Origin of the sequence: Halalkalibacter okhensis (assembly GCF_000787375.1) — a bacterium.
Lineage (GTDB): Bacteria > Bacillota > Bacilli > Bacillales > Bacillaceae_D > Halalkalibacter > Halalkalibacter okhensis.
The window spans coordinates 1-25746 of sequence record NZ_JRJU01000047.1 but is presented as its reverse complement, the minus strand read 5'-3'; the positions used below and the strand labels follow the sequence as shown (position 1 = coordinate 25746).

At 35.9% G+C, this 25746-nt stretch carries 29 protein-coding genes and 4 pseudogenes; 28 read left to right on the top strand and 5 right to left on the bottom strand.

Going from position 1 to position 25746, the window contains the following annotated elements; translation table 11 throughout:
* Nucleotides 1-43 precede the first annotated feature (43 nt).
* From LQ50_RS21285 to LQ50_RS25585, 6 genes and pseudogenes are all read left to right on the top strand, one after another.
* A pseudogene (locus LQ50_RS21285) lies at nucleotides 44-307 on the top strand (ATP-binding cassette domain-containing protein); the annotation flags it as partial.
* Nucleotides 308-309: 2 nt separating this feature from the next.
* Nucleotides 310-567, top strand: a pseudogene (locus LQ50_RS21280) (ABC transporter permease); the annotation flags it as partial.
* 745 nt (nucleotides 568-1312) lie between these two features.
* Complete coding sequence (locus tag LQ50_RS21275; RefSeq protein ID WP_052144900.1) at nucleotides 1313-2116, top strand: DnaD domain-containing protein; 804 nt, start codon at nucleotides 1313-1315, stop codon at nucleotides 2114-2116.
* Entirely contained in the window at nucleotides 2113-2448 is a 336-nt protein-coding gene (locus tag LQ50_RS21270) for a replicative helicase loader/inhibitor (protein ID WP_034633323.1), read from the top strand. The genes LQ50_RS21275 and LQ50_RS21270 overlap by 4 nt, the downstream gene beginning before the upstream one ends.
* Nucleotides 2441-3730: a replicative DNA helicase gene (dnaB, locus tag LQ50_RS21265; protein ID WP_034633321.1), complete on the top strand. Its 1290-nt coding sequence runs from the start codon at nucleotides 2441-2443 to the stop codon at nucleotides 3728-3730. Before LQ50_RS21270 ends, dnaB begins: the two co-directional genes overlap by 8 nt.
* Nucleotides 3731-3755: 25 nt before the next feature.
* The gene (locus LQ50_RS25585; protein ID WP_161784711.1) at nucleotides 3756-3914 is read left to right on the top strand and encodes a hypothetical protein; all 159 of its coding nucleotides are present in this window, start codon (nucleotides 3756-3758) and stop codon (nucleotides 3912-3914) included.
* 96 nt (nucleotides 3915-4010) lie between these two features.
* On the opposite strand, the gene LQ50_RS21260 is transcribed toward LQ50_RS25585, so the two are convergent.
* Nucleotides 4011-4544: a GNAT family N-acetyltransferase gene (locus tag LQ50_RS21260; protein ID WP_034633319.1), complete on the bottom strand. Its 534-nt coding sequence runs from the start codon at nucleotides 4542-4544 to the stop codon at nucleotides 4011-4013.
* Nucleotides 4545-4994: 450 nt separating this feature from the next.
* On the opposite strand from LQ50_RS21260, the gene LQ50_RS25835 reads away from it, so the two are divergent.
* A complete protein-coding gene (locus LQ50_RS25835; RefSeq protein WP_034633317.1) occupies nucleotides 4995-5144 on the top strand; it encodes a hypothetical protein in 150 nt (49 codons plus the stop codon).
* Nucleotides 5145-5430: 286 nt separating this feature from the next.
* Here the strand turns inward: LQ50_RS25835 and LQ50_RS21250 are convergent, their stop codons facing one another.
* Nucleotides 5431-6249 (bottom strand): PaaX family transcriptional regulator C-terminal domain-containing protein, encoded by an 819-nt coding sequence (locus LQ50_RS21250; RefSeq protein WP_034633314.1) that lies wholly within the window; start codon nucleotides 6247-6249, stop codon nucleotides 5431-5433.
* A 218-nt stretch (nucleotides 6250-6467) separates the two neighbouring features.
* Here LQ50_RS21250 and pdhA point away from each other — a divergent pair, with 218 nt between their 5' ends.
* The 12 genes and pseudogenes from pdhA to LQ50_RS21195 all read left to right on the top strand — a co-directional run bounded on the left by pdhA (nucleotide 6468) and on the right by LQ50_RS21195 (nucleotide 15620).
* On the top strand, nucleotides 6468-7538 hold the full coding sequence (gene pdhA, locus LQ50_RS21245) for a pyruvate dehydrogenase (acetyl-transferring) E1 component subunit alpha (RefSeq protein ID WP_034633313.1): 1071 nt from the start codon (nucleotides 6468-6470) through the stop codon (nucleotides 7536-7538).
* Nucleotides 7539-7672: 134 nt separating this feature from the next.
* On the top strand, nucleotides 7673-8212 hold the full coding sequence (locus LQ50_RS21240; protein ID WP_034633310.1) for a DUF1572 domain-containing protein: 540 nt from the start codon (nucleotides 7673-7675) through the stop codon (nucleotides 8210-8212).
* Between the two features lie 184 nt (nucleotides 8213-8396).
* Nucleotides 8397-8897 carry a GNAT family N-acetyltransferase gene (locus LQ50_RS21235; protein ID WP_034633307.1) on the top strand — a complete coding sequence of 167 codons (501 nt, stop codon included), beginning with the start codon at nucleotides 8397-8399 and terminating at the stop codon, nucleotides 8895-8897.
* Nucleotide 8898: 1 nt separating this feature from the next.
* Nucleotides 8899-9186 carry a hypothetical protein gene (locus LQ50_RS21230; protein ID WP_034633305.1) on the top strand — a complete coding sequence of 96 codons (288 nt, stop codon included), beginning with the start codon at nucleotides 8899-8901 and terminating at the stop codon, nucleotides 9184-9186.
* A gap of 435 nt (nucleotides 9187-9621) precedes the next feature.
* A complete protein-coding gene (locus LQ50_RS21225) occupies nucleotides 9622-10296 on the top strand; it encodes a VOC family protein (RefSeq protein WP_034633304.1) in 675 nt (224 codons plus the stop codon).
* Between the two features lie 109 nt (nucleotides 10297-10405).
* Complete coding sequence (locus tag LQ50_RS21220; protein WP_034633302.1) at nucleotides 10406-11278, top strand: GNAT family N-acetyltransferase; 873 nt, start codon at nucleotides 10406-10408, stop codon at nucleotides 11276-11278.
* Nucleotides 11279-11402: 124 nt separating this feature from the next.
* Entirely contained in the window at nucleotides 11403-11666 is a 264-nt protein-coding gene (locus tag LQ50_RS21215; protein WP_034633301.1) for a CPCC family cysteine-rich protein, read from the top strand.
* 117 nt (nucleotides 11667-11783) lie between these two features.
* Nucleotides 11784-11885, top strand: a pseudogene (locus tag LQ50_RS25580) (VOC family protein); the annotation flags it as partial.
* A gap of 377 nt (nucleotides 11886-12262) precedes the next feature.
* Nucleotides 12263-13234, top strand: coding sequence for an HD domain-containing protein (locus tag LQ50_RS21210; RefSeq protein ID WP_034633298.1), 972 nt, complete (start codon nucleotides 12263-12265; stop codon nucleotides 13232-13234).
* 298 nt (nucleotides 13235-13532) lie between these two features.
* Entirely contained in the window at nucleotides 13533-13973 is a 441-nt protein-coding gene (locus tag LQ50_RS21205) for an NUDIX domain-containing protein (RefSeq protein ID WP_034633296.1), read from the top strand.
* A gap of 377 nt (nucleotides 13974-14350) precedes the next feature.
* Nucleotides 14351-15244 (top strand): putative RNA methyltransferase, encoded by an 894-nt coding sequence (locus LQ50_RS21200; RefSeq protein WP_237563776.1) that lies wholly within the window; start codon nucleotides 14351-14353, stop codon nucleotides 15242-15244.
* 106 nt (nucleotides 15245-15350) lie between these two features.
* Nucleotides 15351-15620: a DUF4190 domain-containing protein gene (locus tag LQ50_RS21195; RefSeq protein ID WP_034633289.1), complete on the top strand. Its 270-nt coding sequence runs from the start codon at nucleotides 15351-15353 to the stop codon at nucleotides 15618-15620.
* A 241-nt stretch (nucleotides 15621-15861) separates the two neighbouring features.
* On the opposite strand, the gene LQ50_RS21190 is transcribed toward LQ50_RS21195, so the two are convergent.
* Entirely contained in the window at nucleotides 15862-16269 is a 408-nt protein-coding gene (locus tag LQ50_RS21190; protein WP_034633287.1) for a GNAT family N-acetyltransferase, read from the bottom strand.
* A 302-nt stretch (nucleotides 16270-16571) separates the two neighbouring features.
* Between LQ50_RS21190 and LQ50_RS21185 the strand changes: the two genes are divergently transcribed.
* From LQ50_RS21185 to LQ50_RS21170, 4 genes are all read left to right on the top strand, one after another.
* The gene (locus LQ50_RS21185; protein WP_034633284.1) at nucleotides 16572-17420 is read left to right on the top strand and encodes an NAD-dependent epimerase/dehydratase family protein; all 849 of its coding nucleotides are present in this window, start codon (nucleotides 16572-16574) and stop codon (nucleotides 17418-17420) included.
* 40 nt (nucleotides 17421-17460) lie between these two features.
* Complete coding sequence (locus LQ50_RS21180; protein WP_034633282.1) at nucleotides 17461-18297, top strand: aldo/keto reductase; 837 nt, start codon at nucleotides 17461-17463, stop codon at nucleotides 18295-18297.
* Nucleotides 18298-18524: 227 nt separating this feature from the next.
* On the top strand, nucleotides 18525-19109 hold the full coding sequence (locus LQ50_RS21175; protein WP_034633281.1) for a hypothetical protein: 585 nt from the start codon (nucleotides 18525-18527) through the stop codon (nucleotides 19107-19109).
* Nucleotides 19110-19222: 113 nt separating this feature from the next.
* A complete protein-coding gene (locus LQ50_RS21170; protein WP_052144899.1) occupies nucleotides 19223-19744 on the top strand; it encodes a DUF1648 domain-containing protein in 522 nt (173 codons plus the stop codon).
* Between the two features lie 112 nt (nucleotides 19745-19856).
* Here the strand turns inward: LQ50_RS21170 and LQ50_RS21165 are convergent, their stop codons facing one another.
* On the bottom strand, nucleotides 19857-21242 hold the full coding sequence (locus tag LQ50_RS21165) for an aminotransferase-like domain-containing protein (RefSeq protein WP_034633280.1): 1386 nt from the start codon (nucleotides 21240-21242) through the stop codon (nucleotides 19857-19859).
* Nucleotides 21243-21400: 158 nt separating this feature from the next.
* On the opposite strand from LQ50_RS21165, the gene LQ50_RS21160 reads away from it, so the two are divergent.
* From LQ50_RS21160 to LQ50_RS21150, 4 genes and pseudogenes are all read left to right on the top strand, one after another.
* Nucleotides 21401-22303 (top strand): DMT family transporter, encoded by a 903-nt coding sequence (locus LQ50_RS21160; protein WP_084138982.1) that lies wholly within the window; start codon nucleotides 21401-21403, stop codon nucleotides 22301-22303.
* Between the two features lie 11 nt (nucleotides 22304-22314).
* Nucleotides 22315-22485 (top strand): annotated as a pseudogene (locus tag LQ50_RS26560) (VOC family protein); the annotation flags it as partial.
* Between the two features lie 466 nt (nucleotides 22486-22951).
* Nucleotides 22952-23413: a restriction endonuclease gene (locus LQ50_RS21155; protein ID WP_034633277.1), complete on the top strand. Its 462-nt coding sequence runs from the start codon at nucleotides 22952-22954 to the stop codon at nucleotides 23411-23413.
* The gene (locus LQ50_RS21150; protein ID WP_052144898.1) at nucleotides 23414-23926 is read left to right on the top strand and encodes a DUF4652 domain-containing protein; all 513 of its coding nucleotides are present in this window, start codon (nucleotides 23414-23416) and stop codon (nucleotides 23924-23926) included.
* 165 nt (nucleotides 23927-24091) lie between these two features.
* Here LQ50_RS21150 and LQ50_RS21145 read toward each other — a convergent pair whose 3' ends face one another.
* A complete protein-coding gene (locus tag LQ50_RS21145) occupies nucleotides 24092-24271 on the bottom strand; it encodes a hypothetical protein (protein WP_034633275.1) in 180 nt (59 codons plus the stop codon).
* Between the two features lie 127 nt (nucleotides 24272-24398).
* On the opposite strand from LQ50_RS21145, the gene LQ50_RS21140 reads away from it, so the two are divergent.
* On the top strand, nucleotides 24399-25746 hold a 1348-nt coding region (locus tag LQ50_RS21140; RefSeq protein ID WP_034633272.1), incomplete at its 3' end, for a PucR family transcriptional regulator ligand-binding domain-containing protein.

Sequence of the window (25746 nt, the reverse complement as noted above, 5' to 3'; positions counted from 1 at the left end):
GCTTGTGCATTATAAAAAAATTTGAAAGTAGGGAGATAATAGTATGAGTAATACAGCGATTTCTGTAAAAGGGTTAAAAAAATCTTTTAAAGACAAGGAAATCTTAAAAGGGGTGGATTTTGAGGTGCGTCGTGGCGAAATTTTCGCACTGTTGGGCTCAAACGGAGCAGGCAAAACGACGATCGTCAATATCCTTTCAACGTTGATGAAGCCCGATGGCGGCGAAGCAAGTATTTGTGGCTCTGACGTCCAGCGTCAACCGGATAATATCCGCCAGAGCATCAGCCTTACCGGGCAGTTCGCTGCAGGGAGGGAGCGTCAGTGTTCTCATATCCGCTGATTTTCCTGCCCATGTTCAGCTCGGCATTTGCTCCCACCGAAACCATGCCTGCCGCCGTTCGCTGGTTCGCGGAGAATCAGCCGGTAACGTCAATCGTTGATACGGTGCGCGCCTTACTTAACTACGAACCTGTAGGTAATGAAATATGGGTTGCGTTGGCTTGGTGCATAGGGATTATGATCGTAGCGTGGTTCTTCGCAATGAGGGCGTATAAATATCGTGTATAATACCTTCATATGAATGATCAAGTAAATGAAAATCCCGTCACTTTTTGAAATGTATAATAAGCATGAATATAAAGAGAATATAAATTCTTACAGACATATTAACGGTTAAATCATAAAACGGCATTGGTAAGTACTGTATACCAATGCCGTTTTTGCCTCTTAAATAACCACGGTGTGAACCATACCACAAGTTAGGTAAGATAGAAGAATTTCAATCTTAATTAATGGCAATTTTTTCTGGAAAATTTGATAAGTTAAACATTGATTGCTGCACAGTACAACGATACTGTTCAATACATAATCTTCAACAATCGGACGCGATTGAGGAATAAATTAAAAGGGGTGAAACATATAAAAATGTATCATCCCTTTCATATATTGGTTTAGCGTATGACAGACAGTGCCGAATTTTTTGCCTGAAATAAATTTATAATAATTCGCTGAGGAAACATGCAAATCGAATGTGGGCTGCTTGTTCCCCCATAACTATCAAGAAAAATCTTTGCTCATTACTCTTGAACACTTCTCTAGAAGCAAAGAAATCCTATGCCATTAGTTACTTCATTAAGATGAAAAATTCAGAGCGATGAAGAAGGAATCAACTCTCTTTTGTTTCGGTCTCACAAGTCTGCGAGAATTATAAATATAGTGATAAAAAGTAACTTTTTTAAAATCCTCCAATCAAAAATCAACGTACCTTTATATATACAGTATGAAGACATACATACATTAGGAGGATTTTCATATGGCTAAATTCCGCATGATTCAAACAGAGTTTTGGAATGACCCAAAAGTGATGGAGGAGATGACACCGGAGGATAAGTTCTTTTTCGTGTATCTTCTGACCAATCCGCAAGTGACGCAAATTGGCATCTACCGGATTACGAAGAAACAAGTGGCTTTTGAAACAGGCTTCTCCGTTGAAACGGTGCAGCTGTTATTTGAGCGCTTTTTGCATCAGCATGAGCTCATTCGTTACAATGAGGAAACAAGGGAGCTTGCGATCAAGAACTGGGGTAAGCACAACCTCGGGCGTGGAGGAAAACCGATGCTTGATTGTATTCGGAAGGAACTAGAGGGTGTCAAGGATCCGTCTCTTATTGAGTATATTGGACAAGCAGTGATCAATGATTCGATTCGAGACCTTTATGCATCCTTCTGCCTAAAATTTGACGATACGTCGACGTTACGGGGACAAGAAGAAGAAAAAGAAGAAGAACAAGAAAAAGAAAAAGAAAAAGAACAAACATACACCAGTGTGTTCAGTTTTTACGAAAAAAACATTGGAGTCTTAAACCCTTTTATTGCAGAGTCGATTGCCCTTTGGGTAGAAGAGCTAAGTCCAGAAGTTGTGATGCTAGCCATAAAAAAGGCTTTGAGGAAGCAAAAACGCTGGGATTATGCAGAAGGAATTTTGAAAAAATGGTCGAATCAGAACTTAACGACCATCCAAGCCATTGAATCAAGCGTGACCCACTTTCAAAAGCACCAAACACGAACCTCCCCAACGGATCTACTTGAACGAGTGAAACGTGGTGATTTTTCATGACAAATGAAGAAGCAGCCGAAGTTCTCCTAACGATCCACGAAGTGTATCCATCATACGAAATCACAGAGCGGAAAATGAAAATCCTAGTTCCGGCCTTATTGCAAATGGACCTTGCCGGGGTGATGAAACGGTTGAATGAATATATTATAACCAACCCGTGGCCGCCGACGATTTCAGATATTGCCTCTTATCCACTTCAGGAAAACGAAGTGTTGAGAAAAACGCAGGAATATGAAAAATGCGCTACTATTAATCCCCCAACGAAAGAGCAAATCGAAGAATTCCAAGCCCGATTCAAGCAACTTGGATTAACGGAGGCAGAAGATGAGTGATCACCCATCTGTCGCCGAACAAGCTGTCATTGGAGCCATCCTTTTTGAGCCTGAACTGATTAAAGAGTGTAGTCTACAGGAAGAACATTTCTACGAAGCGCGCCATAAGATCATCTTTCAAGCGATGCGAGAATTAGAACGGTCAGAAATCCCTCCTGATGTCGTAGCTGTCGTTACGATGTTACGTGATGAGCTCGAATCAATTGGTGGAGTGGCGTACCTATCTGATCTGATGAATGCCGTCTCTACAACAAGCAACTTCAAGTACTACGAAGAATTGACCCTGGAACATGTTCGGAGGCGGTCTGCACGTAAGCTCACCGAACAATTTCACCATGAAGCAAATGATGAGGTCATCGCTACTTTGATCACAGAGCTTCAACAGGTGCAGGAGCTGACGATTAAGAAACAACACCGAACGAAAATAGAGATCCTTGCTGATGTCGTCGAAACGTTGCACGAACCAACCGAAGATCTCAGAGGAAGACCAAGTGGCATCATTGATCTCGATAAAATGACAGGAGGTTGGCAAAAGCAGGACCTGATTATTGTCGCTGCAAGACCTTCTGTTGGAAAAACAGCGTTTGCCTTGCACATGGGTGCTGTTAATTGCCGCAGGGGAGGAGTAACGACTTTCTTTTCCCTCGAAATGGCAGATAGACAACTAGCCATTAGGTGGATCAACGCAGAAGGGAGGATTGACGGGATGAAATGGAAAAACCCGACACGTTTCTTTTCTGCTGCTGATTATCGTCAAGCTATAAACGCCATCGGAGTTATTGAAAAGTGGGATATGGAAATCATCGATAGTCCGAGTATTAAAGTCTCTGAAATTCGTTCCAAACTAAGTGAAGTCAAACGCCGGTATCCGAATCGAGACCATCTTGTCATTATTGATTACCTTCAGCTCATCCAGCCCTCTGGCAAACGAGGAGAAAACCGCCAACAAGAAGTGTCCGAAATCTCACGTTCTTTAAAAGCACTGGCAAGAGAGCTCGACCTTCCGATTATCGCCCTTTCGCAGCTATCAAGGAAAGTTGAGGCCCGCCAAGTGAAACGGCCCATGATGTCGGACATCCGAGAATCAGGAAGCATTGAGCAAGATGCGGATATTGTTGCCTTTTTGTATCGCGATGATTATTACGACCAAGATTCGGACGGGCGAAACAAAGTGGAAATCATTGTCGCCAAGCAACGGAACGGACCGGTTGGAACGGTAGAGGCCTTATTTGAGAAAGAATATGGAAGGTTTTTAAATCTAGCAAAAGACATATCTAACTGAAAAAGGATAAAAAGGAGGACGAAATATGGGAGAAGTCCGGCAATTAAAAGTAGCGTACGATCTGTCATTATTAAAAAAGCAAATTCAGGAATACCAGTTGGAGAATGAATTACTAGTAAGAGAGAATCAATTGCTTAAGCAGCAGGTTCGGGTGTTGAAAGGGAGGACTGAGAGGAAGGAGTGAGGGGGCATTTTAAAAAGAGGCAGTCCATAGAAATATAGTGATAACACCATTTCCGGGACAACCTCTGTTCTTAAAAACTCATCAATTATTTAGCGTTTACTCCGAAAAAGCCTTTGAATAATGAACGACACCTTGAACATTTTCTAAAGCATTCTCTGTTAATTCTAGGGCCATAAATACTTCATCAGGTACCTCAAATGGGGCTTGTATATACCATAAGCGAGCTGGTTTAAAACCAAACTTGGGATAATAGTCTTTATGGCCTAAAACAATAACTGAACTAAACCCTTGGTCTTTTGCGTTTTCTAGTGCAGCGTGAATTAATTGACTCCCAATTCCTTTTTTCTGATACTCAGGAGTAACAGAAACGGGAGCCAGTGCCAAAGAATCCACTTCGTTATCACCATCTACAATTTTTATTTTAGATAAAAGAATATGACCTATAACCTCTTTGCCTTGATTTAATGCGACTAAAGAAAGTTCAGGAATAAATACTTCTGATTTTCGAATCCTATTTACAAGTAAATGTTCTCTCTTGTCACTATATTCTTCATTTAAAAAGCTCTTTTTAATCATTTGTTCAGTCGTAGAATATTCTGTTGTACGTTCTTGTCTAATTAAGATATCCATTTATAGTCTCCTTTTCTTTTCATATACTTTATCTTTTTATCCTATAAATGGCACTTTCTTTATGCGCGAAGTCAGTAAGAAAGTGTTACGCAACCAGCTCTAAACATAAGTTTAACAAATAAAAACCTCCAAATTTAGTATGTTCATATTTTACAGTGTTCGGTTGTAGTGGTCAATCTGAAGTGAATTGCATCCCTCTTGTGAATCCTGATCGGAGGATCTTCATTCTTTTATCAGGTGAATAGGATTTCCATGCTTGTGAAGTAACAAATTTATCCTTGTAAAAACTGGATAATAGCTATGAAATGGATACCATTTGGCGATGAATGATTTTACTTGGTTTTTATTGTTTTTACTGATATATAAAGTAATAGGTTTACTCAGTAAAATAAGGTATATTATATTTGTTGAATAGATTCTCTTTAAAGACATGAAAAGTAGGTGAACAAAGTGGGAAAATATCAATTAGATGCCAAGAGTCAGGTAGCTGTGACAAAGTTTCATGAAAAACAGAAGCCAGCTAAATCTGATAAAAAGCAGCAACTTGAAAAGATACGTGCGGAGTATTTGAAAAAGAAGCAAAAACAATCAGATAAATAATATGAATGAAAACATAGGAAGAATAAGACAGTCATCGGAGGGGATAGGTTCCTCGACTCACGATGGGTAAATGATGCAATTGCTAATAGAGAATTGGCGTTTAATCGTTAGTGTCATTATTCTATTGAGTTAACGAAAGCTTGAGTTGAAAAGAAAATCATAAGGATGACAAATTAAGTTATCATTATTTATACAAACAAAAAGAACTCATTCATTTGAGTTCTTTTTGTTTAGGTAGTGCTAGACACGGATATAACTACCTAATTATATATTATTCTTCAATATTTCAGTCACTCCTCGGTACAAACGCAGAGTAATCAGGGTTTTCAGAAAGTAAGTTGCCTAATAATCCGAGCTGGTAATCAACAGTAGACAGTACGCTTGTACCAACCCAACTTCCTGGTAAAAATTCAGGGGGTAACATAGGGTCCTTCTCTAATAAATCATCCTTTACTTCCATAAGTGATAAATAATGAGTAAAAACAGATAAAATATCTCGGTCAGGATCGTTTATTAATTGATTAAACTCAGATTTATATTTCTCCAGCCAGAGCTGCTTATCCAGATAATATTGGTTAATTTCCTCAAGATTCCAGATTGCACTAGCACGGTTTGGACCAGGTGATCCTTCAGGGCTTATCTTATTTAATAGAAACTCCTGACTAACAGTAATCGTTACATGATCTTCTAGTTCAAGTAAATCAATAAGCTCTAATACCTTATCCGTTAAGTTCCAAGGGTACACGTAAACACTCTTATAAAGGTGACCAAAACCTAATCCAACTAATCTATTCCTAAATGTATCACGTTTTTTCCTTAATGTTTCGGGAATTTCCATAAACACCAGGTACCATTTCCGATCCCATTGCTTATAGTAAAAGTTATCTTTATTCAATGACAAATTGTAAGCTGCTAAGCCATTTAAGGTGAGAGAGTAAAAACCACGCTCGAACGAAACTATGTATGATTGTTTTTTTAACCTAGTTAATACATTTCTTATTGATTGAGGAGTATAATTCAGTGCTTCAAATGTTCTTATTAAATCTCTTCCTTCAATTGTTTTCTTTCTTGTTAGGAGAAACATTACTTGTTTTTCAAGTGCCAATTTTTTCACCTCTAACAATGATAATAACGGATTTTAATAATAATTCAACCTTAAAAAAGATCACTGAATTGGTTACCAAAAATGCAGTCATTGACATATTATGGATTTTTATATAATATTTATATATACGATCGTATTTAATTGGATTATAAATTAATTTGCTCATGTCGTGTTACTGGTTTTGTAGGGTTATTAAAAAGGAGAGGTTGTGAAGTAAGGTGAATAAATTACATAATAATTCTAGTCAGTTTGAAACAATTCAAATTATTGGTGAAAATGGAGAAGTTGTAAATGAAGGCTTATTGCCTGATTTAAGTGCAAGTCAGTTGCAACAGCTTATGGAGAGAATGGTTTATATTAGAACGATTGACCAACGCTGCATTTCACTTAATAGACAAGGAAGACTTGGCTTCTATGCTCCAGTTGCGGGGCAGGAAGCCAGTATGATTGGAACGCAATATGTTTTAGAAAAAGACGATTGGATTCTACCTGGTTACCGTGATTTGCCACAAATATTGTTTCACGGTGTACCACTATCTCAATTATTTTTATGGTCCAAAGGCCACTACAAGGGTGGGGAAATGCCTGATGGTGTTAATGTTACTCCGCCACAAATTATTATTGGGGCCCAAATTGTTCAGGCTGCAGGTGTAGGATTAGGATTAAAAAAGAGAAAGAAAAAGAATGTTGCGATTACATATACTGGTGATGGTGGATCATCTCAGGGAGATTTCTATGAAGGTATTAATTTTGCTGGGGTTTATAATAGTCCGACGATATTTGTAGTACAAAACAATCAATTTGCGATCTCTACTCCTTTTGAAAAACAAACCGCAGCAGAGTCGATCGCTCACAAGTCAGTCGCAGCAGGTATAAAAGGAGTGCGAGTGGATGGAATGGATATTCTAGCTACTTATTCAGTGACAAAGGAGGCCAGGGAGCGTGCGGTAAGCTCTAATGGACCAACTTTAATTGAAGCTGTTACCTATCGTTATGGTCCCCATTCAACCTCGGGAGATGATCCTACGATTTATCGAACGAAACAATTAGATCTTAAATGGACAAAAAAAGACCCGATTACAAGATTTAGATTGTTTTTAGAAAAACAACATTTATGGACAGAAGATCGTGAGTCTCAGGTAATTGAACAAGCTAAAGAGGATGTTAAAGTCGCCATTAAACAAGCTGAGTCTGAAAAAAAGCAAACCGTATCTAACCTAATCGAAAATATGTTTGAGGAACTACCCAGGAATTTAGTTGAGCAATTAGAAAGAGAGAATTGTGAATGAATTTCAGCGAACGGGTAGCGATGCTTAACAAGGCATCGCTTGCCTTATTGCGCTATCGTAGCAAAAGAGTCAAATAAATTATTAATCTTTTATATAATTATGTATTGCCTTATTCGCATAAAAGGGGGATTCAGATGGATATTGGAAAAGAATATTTGAGGGTTGTAATAGAAAGATTTAATAGTGTGAAAATCCTTGGAGATAAGACATTAAACCAACTATCGGAAGAGGAAATACATTGGAATTATAATAGCGAATCCAATAGCGTGGCAATAATAGTAAAGCATTTAAGCGGAAATATGGTTTCAAGGTGGAATGACTTTTTAACTTCAGATGGGGAAAAAGAATATAGAAATCGTGACGAGGAATTTGTTGATGATATATCTACGAAAGCTGAGTTAATCACTGTTTGGGAAAAAGGTTGGAAAGTTCTAATTGATACACTAACTGATTTAAGAGAGCAAGATTTATTAAAAAGTATTAACATTCGTGGAGAAAGTCATTTGGTTTTAGAAGCTATTGAAAGGCAAATGGCACATTACGCATATCATATCGGACAAATTGTTTATATTGGTAAACAATTAAAAGATAATGATTGGAAAAGTCTAAGCATTCCGAAAGGGAAATCTGAAGATTATTTAAAGGAAATGTTTGAAAAGCACCAAGATAAATAATGTGAGGTTAAGTTAGCACTGGAATCGAAACTTTCCAACTCTTCTTTAGCTGTCTTGGGATCATAATGGGGCGTAGTGATTTAATCTTGAATACTGCTGGTGGCGCATCAGCACTTTTTCTAAATGCAACTATATTCTTATAGCACAATGAAAACTTAACTATACTATTATTTGGCGGTGTGATATGAACAACAGTCCTATTGTGCAAGAATACTCTTATGAGAATCAAGCTCAAGTTATAGAGTTAATTCTCCAAATTCAACAGCAGGAATACAAGATACCGATAACAAAAGAAGAACAGCCCGATTTGTATACGATTGAAGAGCATTATCAGACGGGTTCTGGTAACTTTTGGGTTGCTCTTTATGATGAAAATGTAGTTGGTACGATTAGTCTTTTAGACATAGGGAATAATCAAGTAGCATTAAGGAAGATGTTTGTTAATAAAGACTATCGAGGACCATCATATAAAACGGCAAGTCTTTTATTAGATACGGCAATTAAATGGGCTAAAGAGCGCCCGGTCAAAGCAGTATTTCTTGGAACGACTCCGCAATTTTTAGCAGCTCATAGGTTTTATGAAAAAAATGGATTTATCAGCATAGATCTTAATGATTTGCCTGAGAATTTCCCAGTGTTACAGGTGGATAAAAAATTCTATAAGTATGTGCTAGACAAAAATTGATATGAATGATCAAACTAATTTTGATGATGTTTCAGCAGGGGAAAGCATGAATTATGAACACCTTATGTTTTATTTGGAGCAAGGTAGAGAAATTGAATTCGTTTATCAGGGAAAAGAATATTTTATATCTAATACTTCAGAAGGAAGGGCTGTATGGGCAGGTCAAACAAGAATTAGTGAATATTTTGGTGAGCGACATATAGATGTAGTAAGATTCACAAAATTAGATGGAATTCCTTTAGCTGATTTATTTCAACAAAATAAAACTAAGATTACTACTATATTTTAAAGTTGATGATAAACAAGTTTGTGGGAGAAGAGCTTAATTAGGGAATAGAAAAAATTGTACGCAGGGAAATTGGTAGGAACCTATTTTTATTACCAATGTAATTAGACAGATTGACTTTTATTACGAGCACCTGTGCAATCAGGTGCTGGTTAACGGAAGTAATAGTTGAAGATCAAGAAAGCTGCTTATGCGGCTTTTTTTATTACGTGCTTACCAGAAGAATTTAAATTGAATAAAATAATGGTTCTACATCTAAAGTTGTAGATAAATCACATCTTTTATAGGAGTTAATTAAATAATAGATTTTGTATGATCGATAGTAGGAGATGTTGTTAAAAGGTAACGAATTTAATAGGCTCAATTACCAGCAGTAATGTAAAAGGCTTTGTTGACGGGAGATGTATTTACTATGATAGATATAAAGGAGAGAAATTTATGAAATTCACAGAAATGATATTATTAACGAACAAATTAGATGAAATGAGAGAGTTTTACGAAAATACACTTGAGCTTCAAGTTATTAGAGAAAATGATTATGAATTTACAGTGCAAGTAGGTTCTACAGCTATTACTTTTCAGGAATCAGAAGGGGATTCAGAGCCTTTTTATCACTTTGCCATCAATATACCTCAAAACAAAATGAAAGAAGCCAAAGCTTGGATTCAATCAAAGGTGCCATTAAATATAGAAGGAGAATTAGATGAAGTATTCTTTAAAAGCTGGAACGCTCATGCTATATATTTCGAAGACCCTTCAGGGAACATCCTTGAATTTATAGCTCGTCACAATTTGAAAAATGGAATCGATCATTATTTTTCATCTGATGATTTTCTAAACATTAGTGAAATAGGGATCGTCGTTGATGAGGTCATTCCCTTTGTAAGGATATTAAATCAAATGGGGATTCCTAATTGGAGAGAAGATAGTGAAGGGTTAACGCCAGTCGGCGACGAAAACGGTCTTTTTATAACAGTAAAGAGGGGACGCCGGTGGTACTTCTCAAATAAAGATGCAAATTTTTTCCCATTAGTTGTGTCCATTGAGGGAATGGGAACGTTTTCGATGAAAGAGCAAGATGGAAAAGTAGAAATTAAAAGATTTTCTATTTAACAAATTAAATAGGATAAGGTGTTGCCATAATGGAATCAACAATTAACTTAATATAGTACTATCTTACATAAGAAGATTAAAATGGTGTTTCGAAGGAGGAGAAATCATTATGGTTACACGCAATAAATCAATATTAAAATTAGTTCAATTTGATAAATGTGATGTTCCCGGTTTAATCAAGCTGTCTGCATCGGTTGGGTGGGATTATGATGAAAAAGAAATTGGAACTGTTCTGGCATCAGGTAAAATATTTGGACATAAAAATGCTGAGGGAGAAATTGTGTCTAGCGCTGCAATCATTCCGTATGAGACTTCTTTCGCTTCAATTGGTATGGTTATAGTTAATCATAATTTTAGAGGGATGGGATTAGGAGAAAAGGCTACTAGGAAATGTATAGAAAGTGTTTCTAAGGAAACTGCCATCATGCTAATTGCAACAGAAGATGGAAAACCCCTTTATGAAAAGATGGGCTTTACAACTGTTGATTTAGTTCATAAATATCTATGTGATCATTATACAATGGATACTAATTCGTTGATTACCAGTGATATCCTTATTGAAGAGTTTAGTGGAGTTGATATTGGTGACTTACTTAAACTTGATGAGAATGCTTTTGGAGACAAAAGAACTCATTTTCTTCGGAATAGAATAAAACAAGCTGAAAAATGCTTGGTGGTAAAAGATGATAACGGAACAATTGTCGGGTATGGGCTTTCCATTTTAGGACCGATGAATCTCATATTAGGTCCGATTGTAGCACCGGACTTTCAAATAGCTTCAGCATTAATAGATAAATTATCTTCAAACCATCAAGGGAAATTAAGAATTGATGTCCCAGCAGGTAATGATGAATTTATGATGTTCTTGGAGAAATGTGGATTTGTTAATGTAAGTCAACCTCCAATAATGGTCATCAATTCTAGCAAAATGCCTATTAGAAACCATACATTATTCGGGATTGCAGCCCAAATTTTCGGGTAGGTTGAGGGACGGAGGGACAGGTTCCTTGTCCCGGATACATGGGGTATATGGTGTGATTTAGAGAGAGTGAAGAAACCAGTGTTCGAAAGATGTAGTTCTCCCAATAGAATGGTGGTGTGATTTGATGAAATTTACTTGTCCTTGTTGTGGTTATCGAACTTTAGACGAAGAACCTCCTGGAACATACGACATATGTAGCATCTGTTTTTGGGAAGATGATGAAGTTCAATTTAATGACCCTGATTATGATGGGGGTGCAAATATCCCTTCTTTGAGGCAAGCACAGAAAAATTATCTTTCATTTGGCGCTTGTGAAATAAGGTGTATCGAGTTTGTAAGAAAGCCAAATAAAGATGATGTGAAAGACTGTAATTGGAAACCGTTATAGTGGTAATGAAGAGCGTTCCTTTTAAGAGGAAGGCTTTTTTGACAATAAAAAGGAAATTAATGTTAAACTTCAATTTGAGGTACCTATTTAAAATTGAGTAACTGTAAGGGGGATTTTATGAAAAAGGGATTATTACATCATATAGAGATATATGTTTCAGATTTAAAGCAATCCAATGAGTTTTGGGGGTGGCTACTTGAAGAATTAGGTTATACCTCTTCTATTCTGACCCATATATAACCAAGCCATTTACACGCGTTGATTTTATAGCAATTTGTATAACACTACCTCTATACATACTACTTTTTAGCCTGATAGGTAGATTATTTAGACGATTCAATACTAGATTTCACAACAAGGTATTCCTCTCTATAACAGCTTTTATTTTAGCCATCATATTTTTAACGATAATAGAGAACATTTGGTTTGAAATAAAAGGTGAAATGTTATTCAAGTAATTGGAGCTTTGATGGAAAAAGGATTCATAACTTGATTAGAGGGAATAGCCGTCGCGAATATGGATATTTTTGTTCAAATAAACGTCTGTAACTTAGGGAAAACGGCAAGCTCATTTTTAAAAAAAGGAGGGAGTTCATGTGGAAAAAGAAGCAAGACTTTTTTTAGAACCACTTTATCCATATATTACACCTAATAAATTGGAAATAAAATTAATTCAAAGTAAACCACTTAGAAGGTTGAAACATTTAGCGCATTTCGGTGCGGGTTCATTCGTTTCACCTGTTGTACATAGTAGATTTGAACATACATTAGGTGTATGGAAACTAACTGCACTTTATTTTCCAGAAGATATTGAGTTACGGGTAGCTGCATTGCTACATGATATTGGGCATTTACCATTTTCGCATGCAGTAGAAAAAACCTTAGAGTTTAACCATCATCAATTAACTGAGCAATATATTTTAGAAGACGAAGTATCATCTATTTTGGAACAATATAATATTAACCCTAATAGAATGATAGAAATCTTAAATGAGCCTTCAGTCATCACAGGTAAAGAAGGTATATTAGGGATTGACCATCTTGATAGTTTTTTTAGAGATACATATATGGCGGGCATGATAGAAACTCTACCTAAACATTTATTACATAAGATTAGATGTACACCTAAGGGAATAGATACTGATATTGAAACAGGACATTATCTATTACAACTGATTTTGGCAGATCATAAGCTATTTTTATCGCCATATATGGTTGCTGTAGACAGATTATTAGCAGAATCAATAAAACTTCATTGGAGTGTAGATTCAGTTAATAAGAGTGAATTCGCTCGATTAACGGACTCAGTTGTAGTCTCAATGTTAAAAACATCCCCTTCTGCTGAAGCCAAAAAGCTAATAAATACTTTAATCTTTGAACCAAATAAGATTAGAATTAATGATATAAATTCAGGAAATGGTTACGAGATTAGCGTAAGGAAGGTATATAGTAAAGTACCTTTGTATCAGGGGAAACCACTAACGGAGCATAGTAATGAAGCAAGAAATATTATGAAGGAATTGCATGATTTATCATTTAATTCAGAAGTTATCATCGTCTCTGAATAGTTACTGCATGTGAAGCTATGTATGTAAAGCACGTATGCGGTGATATACAACTATTGGAACGTTTTGTGAAAGAACATCTTTCATCTTCTTTGTATTAGTTGTAAAATAAATATGAACTGGAAAATTGTAGCTAGGGTTCCGCTATCTATGTAGGTCAGTGACCAAGGGCTACATCTTTTACCACATGTAAAAGGCACCTATTGACATAAAAGGTCCGAGGGGAAAGGTTCAGCGTATTTATTATGCGTTGAAATCTTTCCCCTCGGCCTTTTTTTATTATTTTAAGGAGGTTTATTGTATGAAAAGAATGGATGATTTAAAAGCTGGTGTTGCAGTTATTATTTTGAATGAGGAAAACCACGTCTTGTTACAAAAACGGTCTGATGTAGGACTATGGGGGATTCCTTCAGGACATATCGAAATAGGGGAAACCGTTTCAGAAGCAGCTCTTAGAGAAGTAAAAGAGGAAACCAATTTAGATATAAGAATAAAAAAGCTTATTGGTGTGTACTCTGACCCTAGCTCACAGGTATTTACTTATCCAAATGGTAAAGTAGTACATTTTATCACCACTTGTTTTCTAGCTGAAATTACTGGAGGAGAGCTCCGATGTAATTCTTCTGAGTCACTAGAAATTAAATTTTTTGAACAACAGAAACTCCCTCAAGACTTATTGAAGATGCATCCTCGATGGTTAAAAGATGCTATTGCTAATAGAGAATTAGCATTTATTCGTTAGTGGAAATCTTAATAAAGTAACGAGAGCGACAGTAGAGCAGGGCTGTCGCTTCTTCAGCTATTGAAGCAGATTCGTTGAATATCGTACATTTCCAACTATTAATACCGGTCTGTGTACTTCTTCTTGTGCTAACTTTGCATTTAGTGAAATAAAAAGGTTTTGCAAATATAATAAAGGCTCGTTATGATGTATCTGTGGGGTTTAAACCTATCTATGTAAAAAAGGAGTTAGTTTCATGATTATTCAATTCATTCGTTATAGATAGAAATGGGTATAGACTACATTCAAATCCAATTCATATTTTTTTGAAAATATGATGAGGGTTTATTTGTCTATGCCTTTTTCATTTCTAAAAACGAATGAATGAGGTGACTTCTTTGTTACAAGGGAATAAAAGAATAAAGAGTGCAAAATATGTGAGCAAGTTTGAAACCATTTTTGCTTGTCCAATATGTAAATCGTCTATGAAGGTTATGGATTTTAAAAGTCTAATCTGCTCATATCATCATACGTTTGATTTTGCCAAGCAAGGATATATGAACTTGACGACTCACTCCGTAAACACCAAGTACAGCAAAGGGCTTTTTGAAGCACGAAGAAAACTTATGAACGAAGGTGCATTTTATAAACCAGTAAGCCATGCAATTGCCAAAATTATAAGTGAACATCTTGTTAAGACAAAAGAAAACATTTCTATACTTGATACGGGATGTGGCGAGGGTTCGCACCTTTCTAATATTTGCGATATGGTTAGGTCTGACTTTTTCAAAAGTGTAGTAGGAGTCGGAATAGATCTTTCTAAAGAAGGTATCATGATAGCTTCTAAGAACTATTCTAATAAGATTTGGGCTGTGGCTGATCTTGCTAACACACCATTTAAGAATAAGCAGTTCGATGTTATTCTTAATATCTTATCTCCGTCAAATTATACTGAATTTAATAGATTGTTGAAACGAGATGGTTTAATAATTAAGATTGTGCCTCAAAGTGGTTACTTAAAAGAGTTAAGAGAACATCTTTTTCATAAACCTGAAAAACAAAATTACTCTAACTCTGAGACTGTGGAGAGATTTAATGAGAGTTTTCAAGTTGTAGAAAGTTCAAGGTTAAGTTATACCATGAACCTTAATCAATCTTCAATTGAATGGTTGGTTCAAATGACTCCATTAACTTGGTCAACAACAGAGGAACGAGTAAAATCTTTTTTTAATAAGGATTCAGCTCAAATAACGGTTGATTTGGATCTATTAATTGGTAAAAATACAATTTAGAAAATGACTAATAGGGTAACATTTAAGAGTGTTACCCCTATTAGTTGTATATTCAACGGAAATGAATAGCTATTAAACAAATAAAAGGGTACTAAGGGAGGTCTCAATGAACACTAAAGCAATTATTTCTCTTATATTAGGGAGTGTTTCCTTAATTCTTACATCTTTAACACTGCTTGGATTAATCTTGGCTATTGTAGGTTTCATTATAGGCTTTTTAAGTTTGAGAGAGATACATAAGACGGGTCAAAAAGGGCGTGGAGTAGCTATTGCAGGGTTAACCTGCAATACATTGGCAATAGTCATTCCTTTAATGATCATTATTGTTCATTTATTATTTCTCACTCCCGCCGATTTTAGATTAGACATATCGTAAGTGATAATCTAATGGACTAACGGCGAATTCGGTGAACAAGTAAATCATTTTTTTCAATTTGGAACAACTCTCTAATAAAGAGGTTGTTCCTTTTTATGTTGTTTCTAGATACACTGTTGAAAAATTTAGAGTGAATACGTAACGTTTTTACAAGCTATTAACAGATACTAGGTTTTTCAGCCGCAGAGTTAAACCACCAGTTACACTAGTGGTTTTGTTTTTCTTTCAAGCAATTAATCAATTAGATAAACGTATGCATGCCAGGGCCATCTGCTGGTCTTTTTTGAAAACCAAACTTTTTATAAAAGTCCACTTTTCCTCTTGCACAAGACAATTGAACCCATTTAATCCCACTTGCCTTACATTTATCCGTTAGTAAATTTAAAATTTCACTACCAATCCCTCTTTTTTGATACTCTGGATGAACGATCATATCTCCAATGAACGTTTGATATACCCCATCCGAAATAATGCGACCAAAGCCAACTAGCTTCTCATTATGATAAGCTGAGATCGAATACCAACTATTATTAATAGCTATGAATAACTGTTCTTTCGTGTATGTACCATTGATATTCCAACCTGTTGTTTCATATAACATAAAAAATTCATCCTTGTCTGGTACTAAGCTTTCATAATTTATTTCCATAATTACCCTCCCAAAAAGTAAATAATTATTGATTATACTACAAATCATTTGTAGTGACTCTTATTCCTTTCTAAGGACCGCGGGGGCAGGTACCTCGTCCCGGATACAGGTAACTTTTACTACTCTCCTTATTCTGCAGAAGAATATATAACAAGCTACTCAATAGAAATTACTTGAAAATTAAAAATCATTAACGTATACTTAGTTTAGTCAATATACAAAGTGTGAAGGTAACTTGATTCTCATCATTTAAAAAGCAACGAAAGTCTTGTCATGACTAGTTAAAATATGGGGGATTGAAAATGAACAAGGTCGTAGTAACAGGTGGAAGTGGTTTGCTTGGTGCAGCCGTTATAATTGAATTTTTAGAACATGGGTACGAAGTCATTAATGCAGATGTTAAGTATCCAAAAGAAGCTCTTTGCAGGACAGTCATTACAGACTTAACGAATTTAGGTGAAGTGTATGGGGTGTTAGCAGGTGCTGATGCAGTTGTCCACCTTGCCGCTATCCCGGTAGCCTATTCACATCCAAACGAAGTAACCTTTCAAAATAATGTCATGTCCACGTATAACATTTTAGAAGCGGCAGGGAATTTAGGGATTAAAAAAGCGGTCATCTCTTCAAGTGAGTCTTCCTATGGTATTTGTTTTTCAAAGCAAAATTTAAATCCTCAATATGTACCAATCGATGAGGATCACCCACAATTACCGGAAGAAAGCTATGGATTATCTAAGATTGTAAATGAGAAAACGGCAGATATGATCCACCGTAGAACGGGGATGCAGGTCGTATCCTTCAGGTTAGGAAATGTTATATCTCCTGAAATGTATAAGAATTTTCCTGGATTCATCCATGATCCCCAGCAGCGAAAACCTATTTTGTGGAGTTATATTGATACCCGAGATGCAGCGACTGCTTATCGATTAGCCGTTGAGGCAGAGGGACTTGGTTCTGTTGCCCTTAATATTGGAGCGGATGAAACAAGTATGGATATTGAGAGCAAACAACTAATGGAAACATGCTTTCCTGAAGTAAAAAACTTTAGAAAAGATATAACAGGCTTTGCCCCTCTATTAAATAATGAAAAGGCTAAGAAACTTTTAAATTGGAAGCCTATTCATAAATGGAGAAATTATGTGAATCTATAATGCTATGTTTGCTATTTTTATATAAGGAGAGATGAACAAAATGAGTAACATACAAGATACAACCACATTACATAATGGTATAAAGATGCCATGGGTGGGCTTTGGTGTTTTTAAGGTTAAAGATGGGGAAGAAGTTGTGAATTCAGTAAAGGCAGCTCTAGAAATCGGCTACAGAAGCATTGATACGGCGGCCATTTATGGAAATGAAGCAGGAGTCGGCAAAGCGATTGCCGATTCAAATGTTCCTAGAGACGAATTATTTATTACAACAAAAGTATGGAACTCAAATCATGGTTATGACGCTACACTTGCGGCTTTTGATGAGAGTATGGAGAAGTTAGGTTTAGATTATTTAGATCTTTATTTAATTCACTGGCCCCTTCCGTCCGAAGGCAAATATGTAGAAACATGGAAAGCGCTTGAGAAGCTGTATAAGGATGGACGTGTTCGTGCCATTGGTGTGAGTAATTTTAAAATTCATCACCTTGAAGAGATCATCGCAAACTGTGAAATCGTACCTATGGTCAATCAGGTAGAATATCATCCGCGCTTTAATCAACGAGAATTGCATGACTTTTGTAAAAAGCATGACATTCAGCTTGAAGCATGGTCTCCATTAATGCAAGGAGAACTGCTTCATGAACCAACTTTGATTGAAATGGCAAAAAAATATAATAAATCAACTGCCCAAATCATTATCCGTTGGGATATACAAACGGGAGTAGTAACGATTCCAAAGTCCGTTAAACCACACCGAATTGCTGAAAATGCAGATGTGTTTGATTTTGAACTTTCACAAGAGGACATGGACAAAATGAATGCCCTGAATCAGGATCAACGTATGTTTGCCGATCCAGATGAATTTGATAGAGTATAGGTTTTTTAATATCTTCATTTGCATGTAGGAAATAATAAAGAGGGATGACCTTGGAACATGGTGATCCCTTTTTGGTATGCTAATACATTGTTACCGGGTCGTGGGGACAGGTTCCTCGTCCCAGATATACATTCTAATAAATTCATAATAAAATAAAGCTAAAAGTAATGATTAGGGTTGCCGAAACCTGTGTTGGTTTGGTATGGAACATGGAGAGGTGGTTCAGTATGTTTTCTAATCAACAATTACAAGACTTAATCGACGGTAAAATTATTGGAAACAAGTATCCTTATGATACAAATAATGAGCTAGAAATTGAAACGCATATTAAACAATTATTTTATAAAATTAACCGTATTCCTACTATAATATGTGAAGCAGAGTGGAATCACTTTGGCAGTGGATACGCTTCTTTTGTTGAATTTTTTTGTTATCGAAAAGAAGATGTAACTGTCGTTGAAGAGAAGTACGGAATGCAAGAGATAAAAACAAGCGGGATTATTATTGATATTAGTCGCTTAGCACCTGTAGCAATTATGGGCGAAGATGATAGATATAAAACCATTTGTATGGAAACAAATGAAGTCTTACGTGGGGGATATGGTACGATTCTTGATGGTTCATTCGTTCTAAATGCCAAATTTCAAACAATGAAAGAACAATTGAAGCAATCGTTAAGAGAGTTTGAGTATGAACTATTAGAGACTGAACAGCTGCATCAACCTTTGTCGTTTCAAACGAAAATACCAACAACCTATCGGAAGCAAAATGAGTATTTAGTAATGGACGCCATTTTTTATTGGGAAGATTAGGGTAATTTGAGAGTGTTGTAACAACTGGAAGTGTAACTCATATATAAAATGAACATCAAAGCAATAATTATTCAATTATGTTTGCTACAAAAAGAGATAAGGGGGCATTCCAAGTGGGTATTTTTAATTCGAATCGACCAAAAATTACACTTGAAAGGTTGAAGAAATCAGCGTTCGAACGATTTCTTTCCATAATAAGTATCTTCTTATTCGTGGGGAGTGTAGTTTTTCTTGTTGTGATGTGGAGTGAATTGCCAGGTCAAGTTCCTGCCCATTTTGGCATTACTGGTGAGGTAACCCGAAGTGGCTCCAAATGGGAGTTGGTGGTCCTATTGTTTGTGGGAGTAGGTCTTTATTGGCTGTTGCATGTGTTTGAGAAATACCCACACCTTCATAACTATCCAATCGAAATAACCGAATCAAATGCCGAAGAAGCATACCGTATTTCACGTTCGCTGCTTGGATATTTAAAGAACTTAATCCTAATCTTGTTTGCAATTGGGATGATCAATAGCCTGATAATAGCCTTGGGATGGGGAGAAGGTATCGGGCTTGTTCTTTTACCACTGGTCTTTTTGGGTACAGGTTTGGCGATTATCAGAGCTTTAGTGAAGTTGATGAAAGTAAGCTCTTGATGGTGTTGGAGTGTGTGGGAGGGACAGTTTCCCTCGTCCACCTTGTTAACAATTTCCTCATCTTGAACGTCAAATTCCATTGATAGACGACGTTGTATCATAGTCGTACCTACTATATAAACTGATCACTATTAAAAAATTTACTCTGAGTATGAATTTTTCTACTCTCAATTAAAGTAATGCACTGAGCTAAGTGTTTAACCCCAGGTTTTATTTGACTCTCATTCACTTGAGAGACGCTTAATCGAAGGAGGTTATCTTTTTTATATTCTGGCAAAAACATTCTAGAGGCATCATCCACGTATATCTGCTGATCTGTTAGCATATGAGCGACCCGTTTTGCTGTCACATTCTTGGGTAAACTGATGGTTAAATAGAACCCTGAAGTCGGTTTTGAAAAATGAGTATTAGCCGGTAGTAATAATTCACAGGCATCTTGAAGAATTCGCATTTTAGTCTGGTAAAGCTCTTTTATTTTTTTGAGATGGCTATGAAACATACCGTTTTTTAAATAGATCTCTAATGCACCTTGAGAAAGTGCTGAACTATTAAAATCAGAACTAAATTTATATCGTAAAAAATGGGTAATCATCAATGTAGGTAGAACAACTGTAGCAATCCTCAATCCTGGGAGGAAGATTTTCGAAAAGCTTTTAATATAGATCACTCGCCCGGAAGTATCAAAAGAAAATAAAGGATCTGATTTTGTATTAGGGTCTAGGTCTCCTAAAAAATCATCCTCGACTATATACACATCGTATTTGTGAGCTAGCTCAACGATCTTCTTCTTCTCTCTATTGGTGTAACAATGTCCAAGTGGATTATGAAATCTTGGGATAATATAGAAAAATTTTATATCATTATTTCGGAACATGTATTCAAGATGATTAAGATCTATTCCCTCCATCGTTAACTCAATTCCAAAAGTATTAGCTTGTTGTAAATTTATGGACTCAATGAATCCAAAATAAGTAGGTTGTTCCATTAGAATGTTGTTTTTCCCGTTTGGAAAAGGCATAGAAACTAATAAATTTAAGGCTTGTTGCGATCCAGAAACAACAACTAGTCTCTCAGGCTGAGTGAATACCTGCAGATTCTGCAAATATTTCACTATCTGTACTCGTAATGGGTAAAGACCTTGTTGTTCGGAGTAGGTAAAAAGCTCTTCTTTATATTGTTCAATTGCTTGATTCATACAATGTTGAAAATCAACATAAGGCAAAGCGTTTTTATCTGGACCGGCAGATAAGAAATCAATTGCGTCATTTTTATCAGAAGCATTTTGAAATTCGTTCACAACAAAGTAGCCACTTTTCGGGACAGAATAGATTAAATGCTCTTTCTCAAGTTCTTCATAAGCTTTAATGACTGTATTCTTACTACATGAAAATTGCTCAGACAACTGACGTATAGAAGGGAGCTTATTCCCTGCAACAAGCGTCCCAACTTCTAGCCTAGATTTAATTTCTTCCATTATCACATTATATTTTGAACTCATACATGTATCCTCCTTTAACTGTACAGGTACAGATGAGTAAAAAATTGGTTTATTTGTCATATATGTACCTATTAATATGTTAATTATATCAGAACTGTTTTTAGTGTGATGAAAAATGGTGCAGATATAATACGAAGTAAGAAGGTAGGTAGGATATGGTGCAGAACGAATTCAGAGAGAAATTTGGGTTGTTGTTGGGATTAGTGGGGGTAATTTGTTTTAGCTTAACACTTCCCGCAACAAGTATTGCAGTAGAGTATTTTGGGACCACGGTTGTTGGTTTAGGAAGAACAGTTGTTGCCGCTATCTTAGTTGCTGTCGTATTAGTTGTTCAAAAAGAAAAACTCCCATCTCGACGCCAATTCAAAAGTTTGCTAGTTGTAGCGATTGGAGCGGTGTTAGGATTTCCTATTCTCACATCTTGGGCAATGGAATTTTTACCTGTTTCTCATGGAGCTGTAGAATTAGCGCTGTTACCATTAGCAACAGCAGGGTTTGCCATGTTTAGAGCTGGTGAAGTTCCGTCACTCAAATTCTGGGTTTCCAGTATAATTGCCTCTTTAGCTGTTATTGCGTACGCCCTTCATCTAGGGTTTGGTCAATTACAATATGCTGATTTAGCTTTATTAGGTGCAGTGATGATTCTTGGACTTAGTTACGCAGAAGGTGGGAAATTAGCGAAAGAATTAGGTAGCTGGCAAGTAATAGCTTGGGCAATTATGATTGGTGCACCATTTTTCGTTGTTCCAGTGGGGCTACACCTTACAATTGAAATGCTTCATGCTCCAATACAAGCTTGGATCAGTTTTATTTATCTCGCAGTTGTTAGTCAATTTTTAGCATATGTTGCTTGGTATAGTGGAATGGCTATGGGCGGAATAGCAAGAGTTAGTCAGATTCAGTACTTACAACCTTTTTTGATGATACTGTTTGCAAGTGTTTTTCTAGATGAGTCCATCACCTTTTTTACGCTTGTCATTGCGGTTATTGTTATTTGCTCTGTTATCTCAGGCAAAAATGCACCTGTTTCTAGGAAAAGAACGGTATCAGAGAAAAACTAACTAATACCAAAGTAGAACAGCTAAAGATTTGTCGTTTTGAAATACATTCTAGACCAGAAGTTCCCGTGAAATGGGGTACTTTCACAAATCCTTGGGGAAATCGACTCAGATTTTTTGAATACTTGGATAAGAGTGAGGAGCAGGAACGTATGAAAACAATTATGAGTGAAATGGAAATTTGAGAAGCAGGGGACGAACTGAGATCGGTGAAGGGGGAAGTGAAAAGTTTTGTTTGGTTCATTTATCTTTTTGTACAGTGAGCCATTTCTCTGTTGCATACATAGACTTCTCCCTACTATTTTTTTAGGAAGATTTTCTTACCATTTCTACCTTAAATATAAAAGATAAAGATAAAGTGAATTATATGGAAAAAAGAGAGGATAGCCAACATTGCTAGTTTTTCTTAGTATTGAGAATAAACCAGATGACACAGTGATTGTGGAAGCGAGTGGTGAAAGTGAAGTAAGGAAGGCATCAATAGGGCTTTTTGCGAAGGATTTAATCTAGTGAACTTAGAGTCATTATTCTGAACATTGGTTTCATTGGATGCTTTTTTAGATGATGAAAAGGCTATTTGTTTTGATAAGTTTTTAGGTTATCATGCAAATTTATACAGCAGGTTTGAAAAAAGAACATGGTAGGTGAACCGTGATAAAGTGGAAAGAGGTAAGTGGCACTAATTTCGAACTTTTCATGTTTCATGCTCTAGGTCGTAACAACTTTAAAAATAGAGAATGGCATGGAGAACACGGAAGTGATAAAGGAAGAGACATAGTTGCATATACATACGAAGAACTTCCATTTAAATTAGCGTATGAAAGAAAGTGGGTTTTTCAATGTAAGAAGCGCAAGAAAATGCCTAATCTTTCAGAAATAGCCACGGATATGGTAAAAGGCGGTTCTCATAAGCCTGACTTCTGGATATTAGTATTGTCATTTAACCCTACATCAAATCAAATAGATATTATTAATGAGAGAGCTGCTATGTATCTAAAGGGTCCTAAATGTCGTATAATGACATTAGCGGAAATAGAAGAAATTTGTAGCGCAAATCCAGATTTGATTGATATCCTATATTATGGTGAAATCAAGAAAGGGGAGAATAGATAGATGACAGTGCTTGATATTCAATTTAATTCTAAAACCGAACAAGTGGAAATAGTATACCCTAATGGTAAAACAGAAGTTCTTGCGGAAGATTCCCCTACAGAGCCTAAGAAATCACCGGACAACAAAAAAGCCGTATATATTTCTCCTTTTGAGTGGGAAGAAAGAGGGAGTTTATATTTAGTTGACCTTAAAAATGGTGACCAGAATGTATTGGTTGCGCCAAAAAGAGACTACACTCCCAAAAATGTGATCTGGCAAGATGACAGTCGAGTTCTAGTAATAATTGGTTATGGTTACGGAACGGTTTTGGTTGGAGGAAACATTTTTAGTGTAAACATAGAAACAAAAGAAAAGGTTCAAATCACGCAATATGACGGTCATATTCAAATCTTAGATTTAGAAATAGAAAATGGTGTACTGCATTATAGCGGAATTAAATATAAAGATGAGGAATTGAACGAATCGGAGGTTTATTCAAATAACATTTCGTTGGATTCGTTGATGAGCTATTGATTGATAGTTCTAGGTGCGTGTCGGAGCGCACAGCCTAGGTTCTTACATATAGAAGGTCCTCTATCTTTAAGCGTACAAGTAGATCGGCTGAAGAAGGATTTTATAATAGGAGAAAGAAGACGTGCCTTTGGTGAGGGGCATGTCTTCTTTTAGTAAGAAAGATAGCTAGTTACTAATTGTCAACGTGCCTCTTTTCTTCTTCCTACTCTTTACGTTCGTACGTGCTGGTGTATAACCATTAGCATAAATCGTCCCTTGCCCAATTTCTAGTTTTTCAATGAGCTCTTCATGACTTGAAACTTGGTTGTAATTACGATGAATTTGATTCATACGACTAGTTTTCATTATAGGTAAGCCTGACTAAAATGGCTTAAAGTATAAAAAGTCGTCAAATTTTCTATCTAAATACCCACAAATGGTAGAAATATGTCATAACCTTAATTATATAAAGATAAAGAAGGAAGGGACGATAATGAAGCTAAATCAGTTAATGGAAATTGGTGGGCTAAAGAAATGCAAAATCGTTGCGGGTTTAGGTGGAGTTCAAAACAATGTAGATGTGGTAACAGTAATGGAAGTTCCCGATATAATTAAATGGTTAAGTGGAAATGAATTAATATTAACTAGCTTATATTCAATTAAGGATGACAGTATGGCTCAAGCTAATCTAATTAAACTCTTATATAATGTAGGAGCATCTGCAATTGCTATCAAGACTAATAGGTACGTACCTGAAATACCAAAATCTATGAGGAGAGAATCCGAAAAATATCGCCTCCCAATTATTGAAATTCCGGAACAAATTACTTATGCAGAGATTCTTCATCCAGCGATGAATGCAATTTTCCATCAAGAGATTGATATAGATATGGCTCAAGATAATAGGGGTATTTTGGAAAGGAGTTTTAGTGGGGGGGTGAAACAGATACTTGCTACTCTAGCTTCAATTGTTGAGCATAGGGTGTATTTAGATATTTTAGTTCCATATATTAATGAGAAATATCAACAAAATGATATTGAATTATTGAGTGAGTATCAAGTTAAGAAATTAGAGAATTATAAAAATACGATGACAATAATGCGAAAGATAGATGGTGAATACAAAAATTTTATCATCACCCCCATTTTTGTTGAACAAGAGTTATGTGGTACAATATCCTGTTTTGGAATAGAAGCAGATAGTTTTTCAAAAATTGTAGATATGGAAAGGGCTTCAAAGTTAATATCATTGCTATCTCATAAAAATAAAGCTACTTATGATGTTCATCAAACGTATAAAAATGATTTCTTGCGTGATCTTTTCTTAAATAATTCGTTAGTAGCCCATGATTTAATTGAAAAGGGACGGTTGTTTAAATATAAACATAACATAGAGTATTCATGTATAGTCATAAAGTTTAAACAAGATACTGTAAATAAAAGCATAATGAATTTTATTGAGACTATTTTAAAAAGAGTAGATCCTGATGCAATAGCCGGTATCATAAGGGGGGCTATCTATGTTTTATTAACTGATAGTGAGATAGACCTGAAATTGAATAAGCTGATAGCATGTATAGATAAGCAGTTAAAAGAATATAAGATTGGTGTTGGTAGAGCACATAAAGGAATAGAAGGGGTTAGAAAGTCATTTAGAGAATGTGAACAAGCAGTTAAGTTTGATAACTATTCGAGTATAGGCTCATATTTTCATTATAATGATATTGGTGTATATAAATTATTTTCTTTAGTTGAGGATAAAGATGAGTTGATGAAGTTTTATTTAGATACCTTAGGCAAATTAGATGATTCAAAGTCCGATTTGAATCTAATTGATACGT

What these genes read in the sequence shown, in the direction of transcription:
- LQ50_RS21275 (WP_052144900.1), top strand. Translation starts at nt 1,313, where the DNA reads ATGGCTAAATTCCGCATGATTCAAACAGAGTTTTGGAATGACCCAAAA.
- LQ50_RS21270 (WP_034633323.1), top strand. Translation starts at nt 2,113, where the DNA reads ATGACAAATGAAGAAGCAGCCGAAGTTCTCCTAACGATCCACGAAGTG.
- dnaB (WP_034633321.1), top strand. Translation starts at nt 2,441, where the DNA reads ATGAGTGATCACCCATCTGTCGCCGAACAAGCTGTCATTGGAGCCATC.
- LQ50_RS25585 (WP_161784711.1), top strand. Translation starts at nt 3,756, where the DNA reads ATGGGAGAAGTCCGGCAATTAAAAGTAGCGTACGATCTGTCATTATTA.
- LQ50_RS21260 (WP_034633319.1), bottom strand. Translation starts at nt 4,544, where the DNA reads ATGGATATCTTAATTAGACAAGAACGTACAACAGAATATTCTACGACT.
- LQ50_RS21240 (WP_034633310.1), top strand. Translation starts at nt 7,673, where the DNA reads ATGGATATTGGAAAAGAATATTTGAGGGTTGTAATAGAAAGATTTAAT.
- LQ50_RS21235 (WP_034633307.1), top strand. Translation starts at nt 8,397, where the DNA reads ATGAACAACAGTCCTATTGTGCAAGAATACTCTTATGAGAATCAAGCT.
- LQ50_RS21230 (WP_034633305.1), top strand. Translation starts at nt 8,899, where the DNA reads ATGAATGATCAAACTAATTTTGATGATGTTTCAGCAGGGGAAAGCATG.
- LQ50_RS21225 (WP_034633304.1), top strand. Translation starts at nt 9,622, where the DNA reads ATGAAATTCACAGAAATGATATTATTAACGAACAAATTAGATGAAATG.
- LQ50_RS21220 (WP_034633302.1), top strand. Translation starts at nt 10,406, where the DNA reads ATGGTTACACGCAATAAATCAATATTAAAATTAGTTCAATTTGATAAA.
- LQ50_RS21215 (WP_034633301.1), top strand. Translation starts at nt 11,403, where the DNA reads ATGAAATTTACTTGTCCTTGTTGTGGTTATCGAACTTTAGACGAAGAA.
- LQ50_RS21205 (WP_034633296.1), top strand. Translation starts at nt 13,533, where the DNA reads ATGAAAAGAATGGATGATTTAAAAGCTGGTGTTGCAGTTATTATTTTG.
- LQ50_RS21195 (WP_034633289.1), top strand. Translation starts at nt 15,351, where the DNA reads ATGAACACTAAAGCAATTATTTCTCTTATATTAGGGAGTGTTTCCTTA.
- LQ50_RS21190 (WP_034633287.1), bottom strand. Translation starts at nt 16,269, where the DNA reads ATGGAAATAAATTATGAAAGCTTAGTACCAGACAAGGATGAATTTTTT.
- LQ50_RS21185 (WP_034633284.1), top strand. Translation starts at nt 16,572, where the DNA reads ATGAACAAGGTCGTAGTAACAGGTGGAAGTGGTTTGCTTGGTGCAGCC.
- LQ50_RS21180 (WP_034633282.1), top strand. Translation starts at nt 17,461, where the DNA reads ATGAGTAACATACAAGATACAACCACATTACATAATGGTATAAAGATG.
- LQ50_RS21175 (WP_034633281.1), top strand. Translation starts at nt 18,525, where the DNA reads ATGTTTTCTAATCAACAATTACAAGACTTAATCGACGGTAAAATTATT.
- LQ50_RS21165 (WP_034633280.1), bottom strand. Translation starts at nt 21,242, where the DNA reads ATGAGTTCAAAATATAATGTGATAATGGAAGAAATTAAATCTAGGCTA.
- LQ50_RS21150 (WP_052144898.1), top strand. Translation starts at nt 23,414, where the DNA reads ATGACAGTGCTTGATATTCAATTTAATTCTAAAACCGAACAAGTGGAA.
- LQ50_RS21145 (WP_034633275.1), bottom strand. Translation starts at nt 24,271, where the DNA reads ATGAAAACTAGTCGTATGAATCAAATTCATCGTAATTACAACCAAGTT.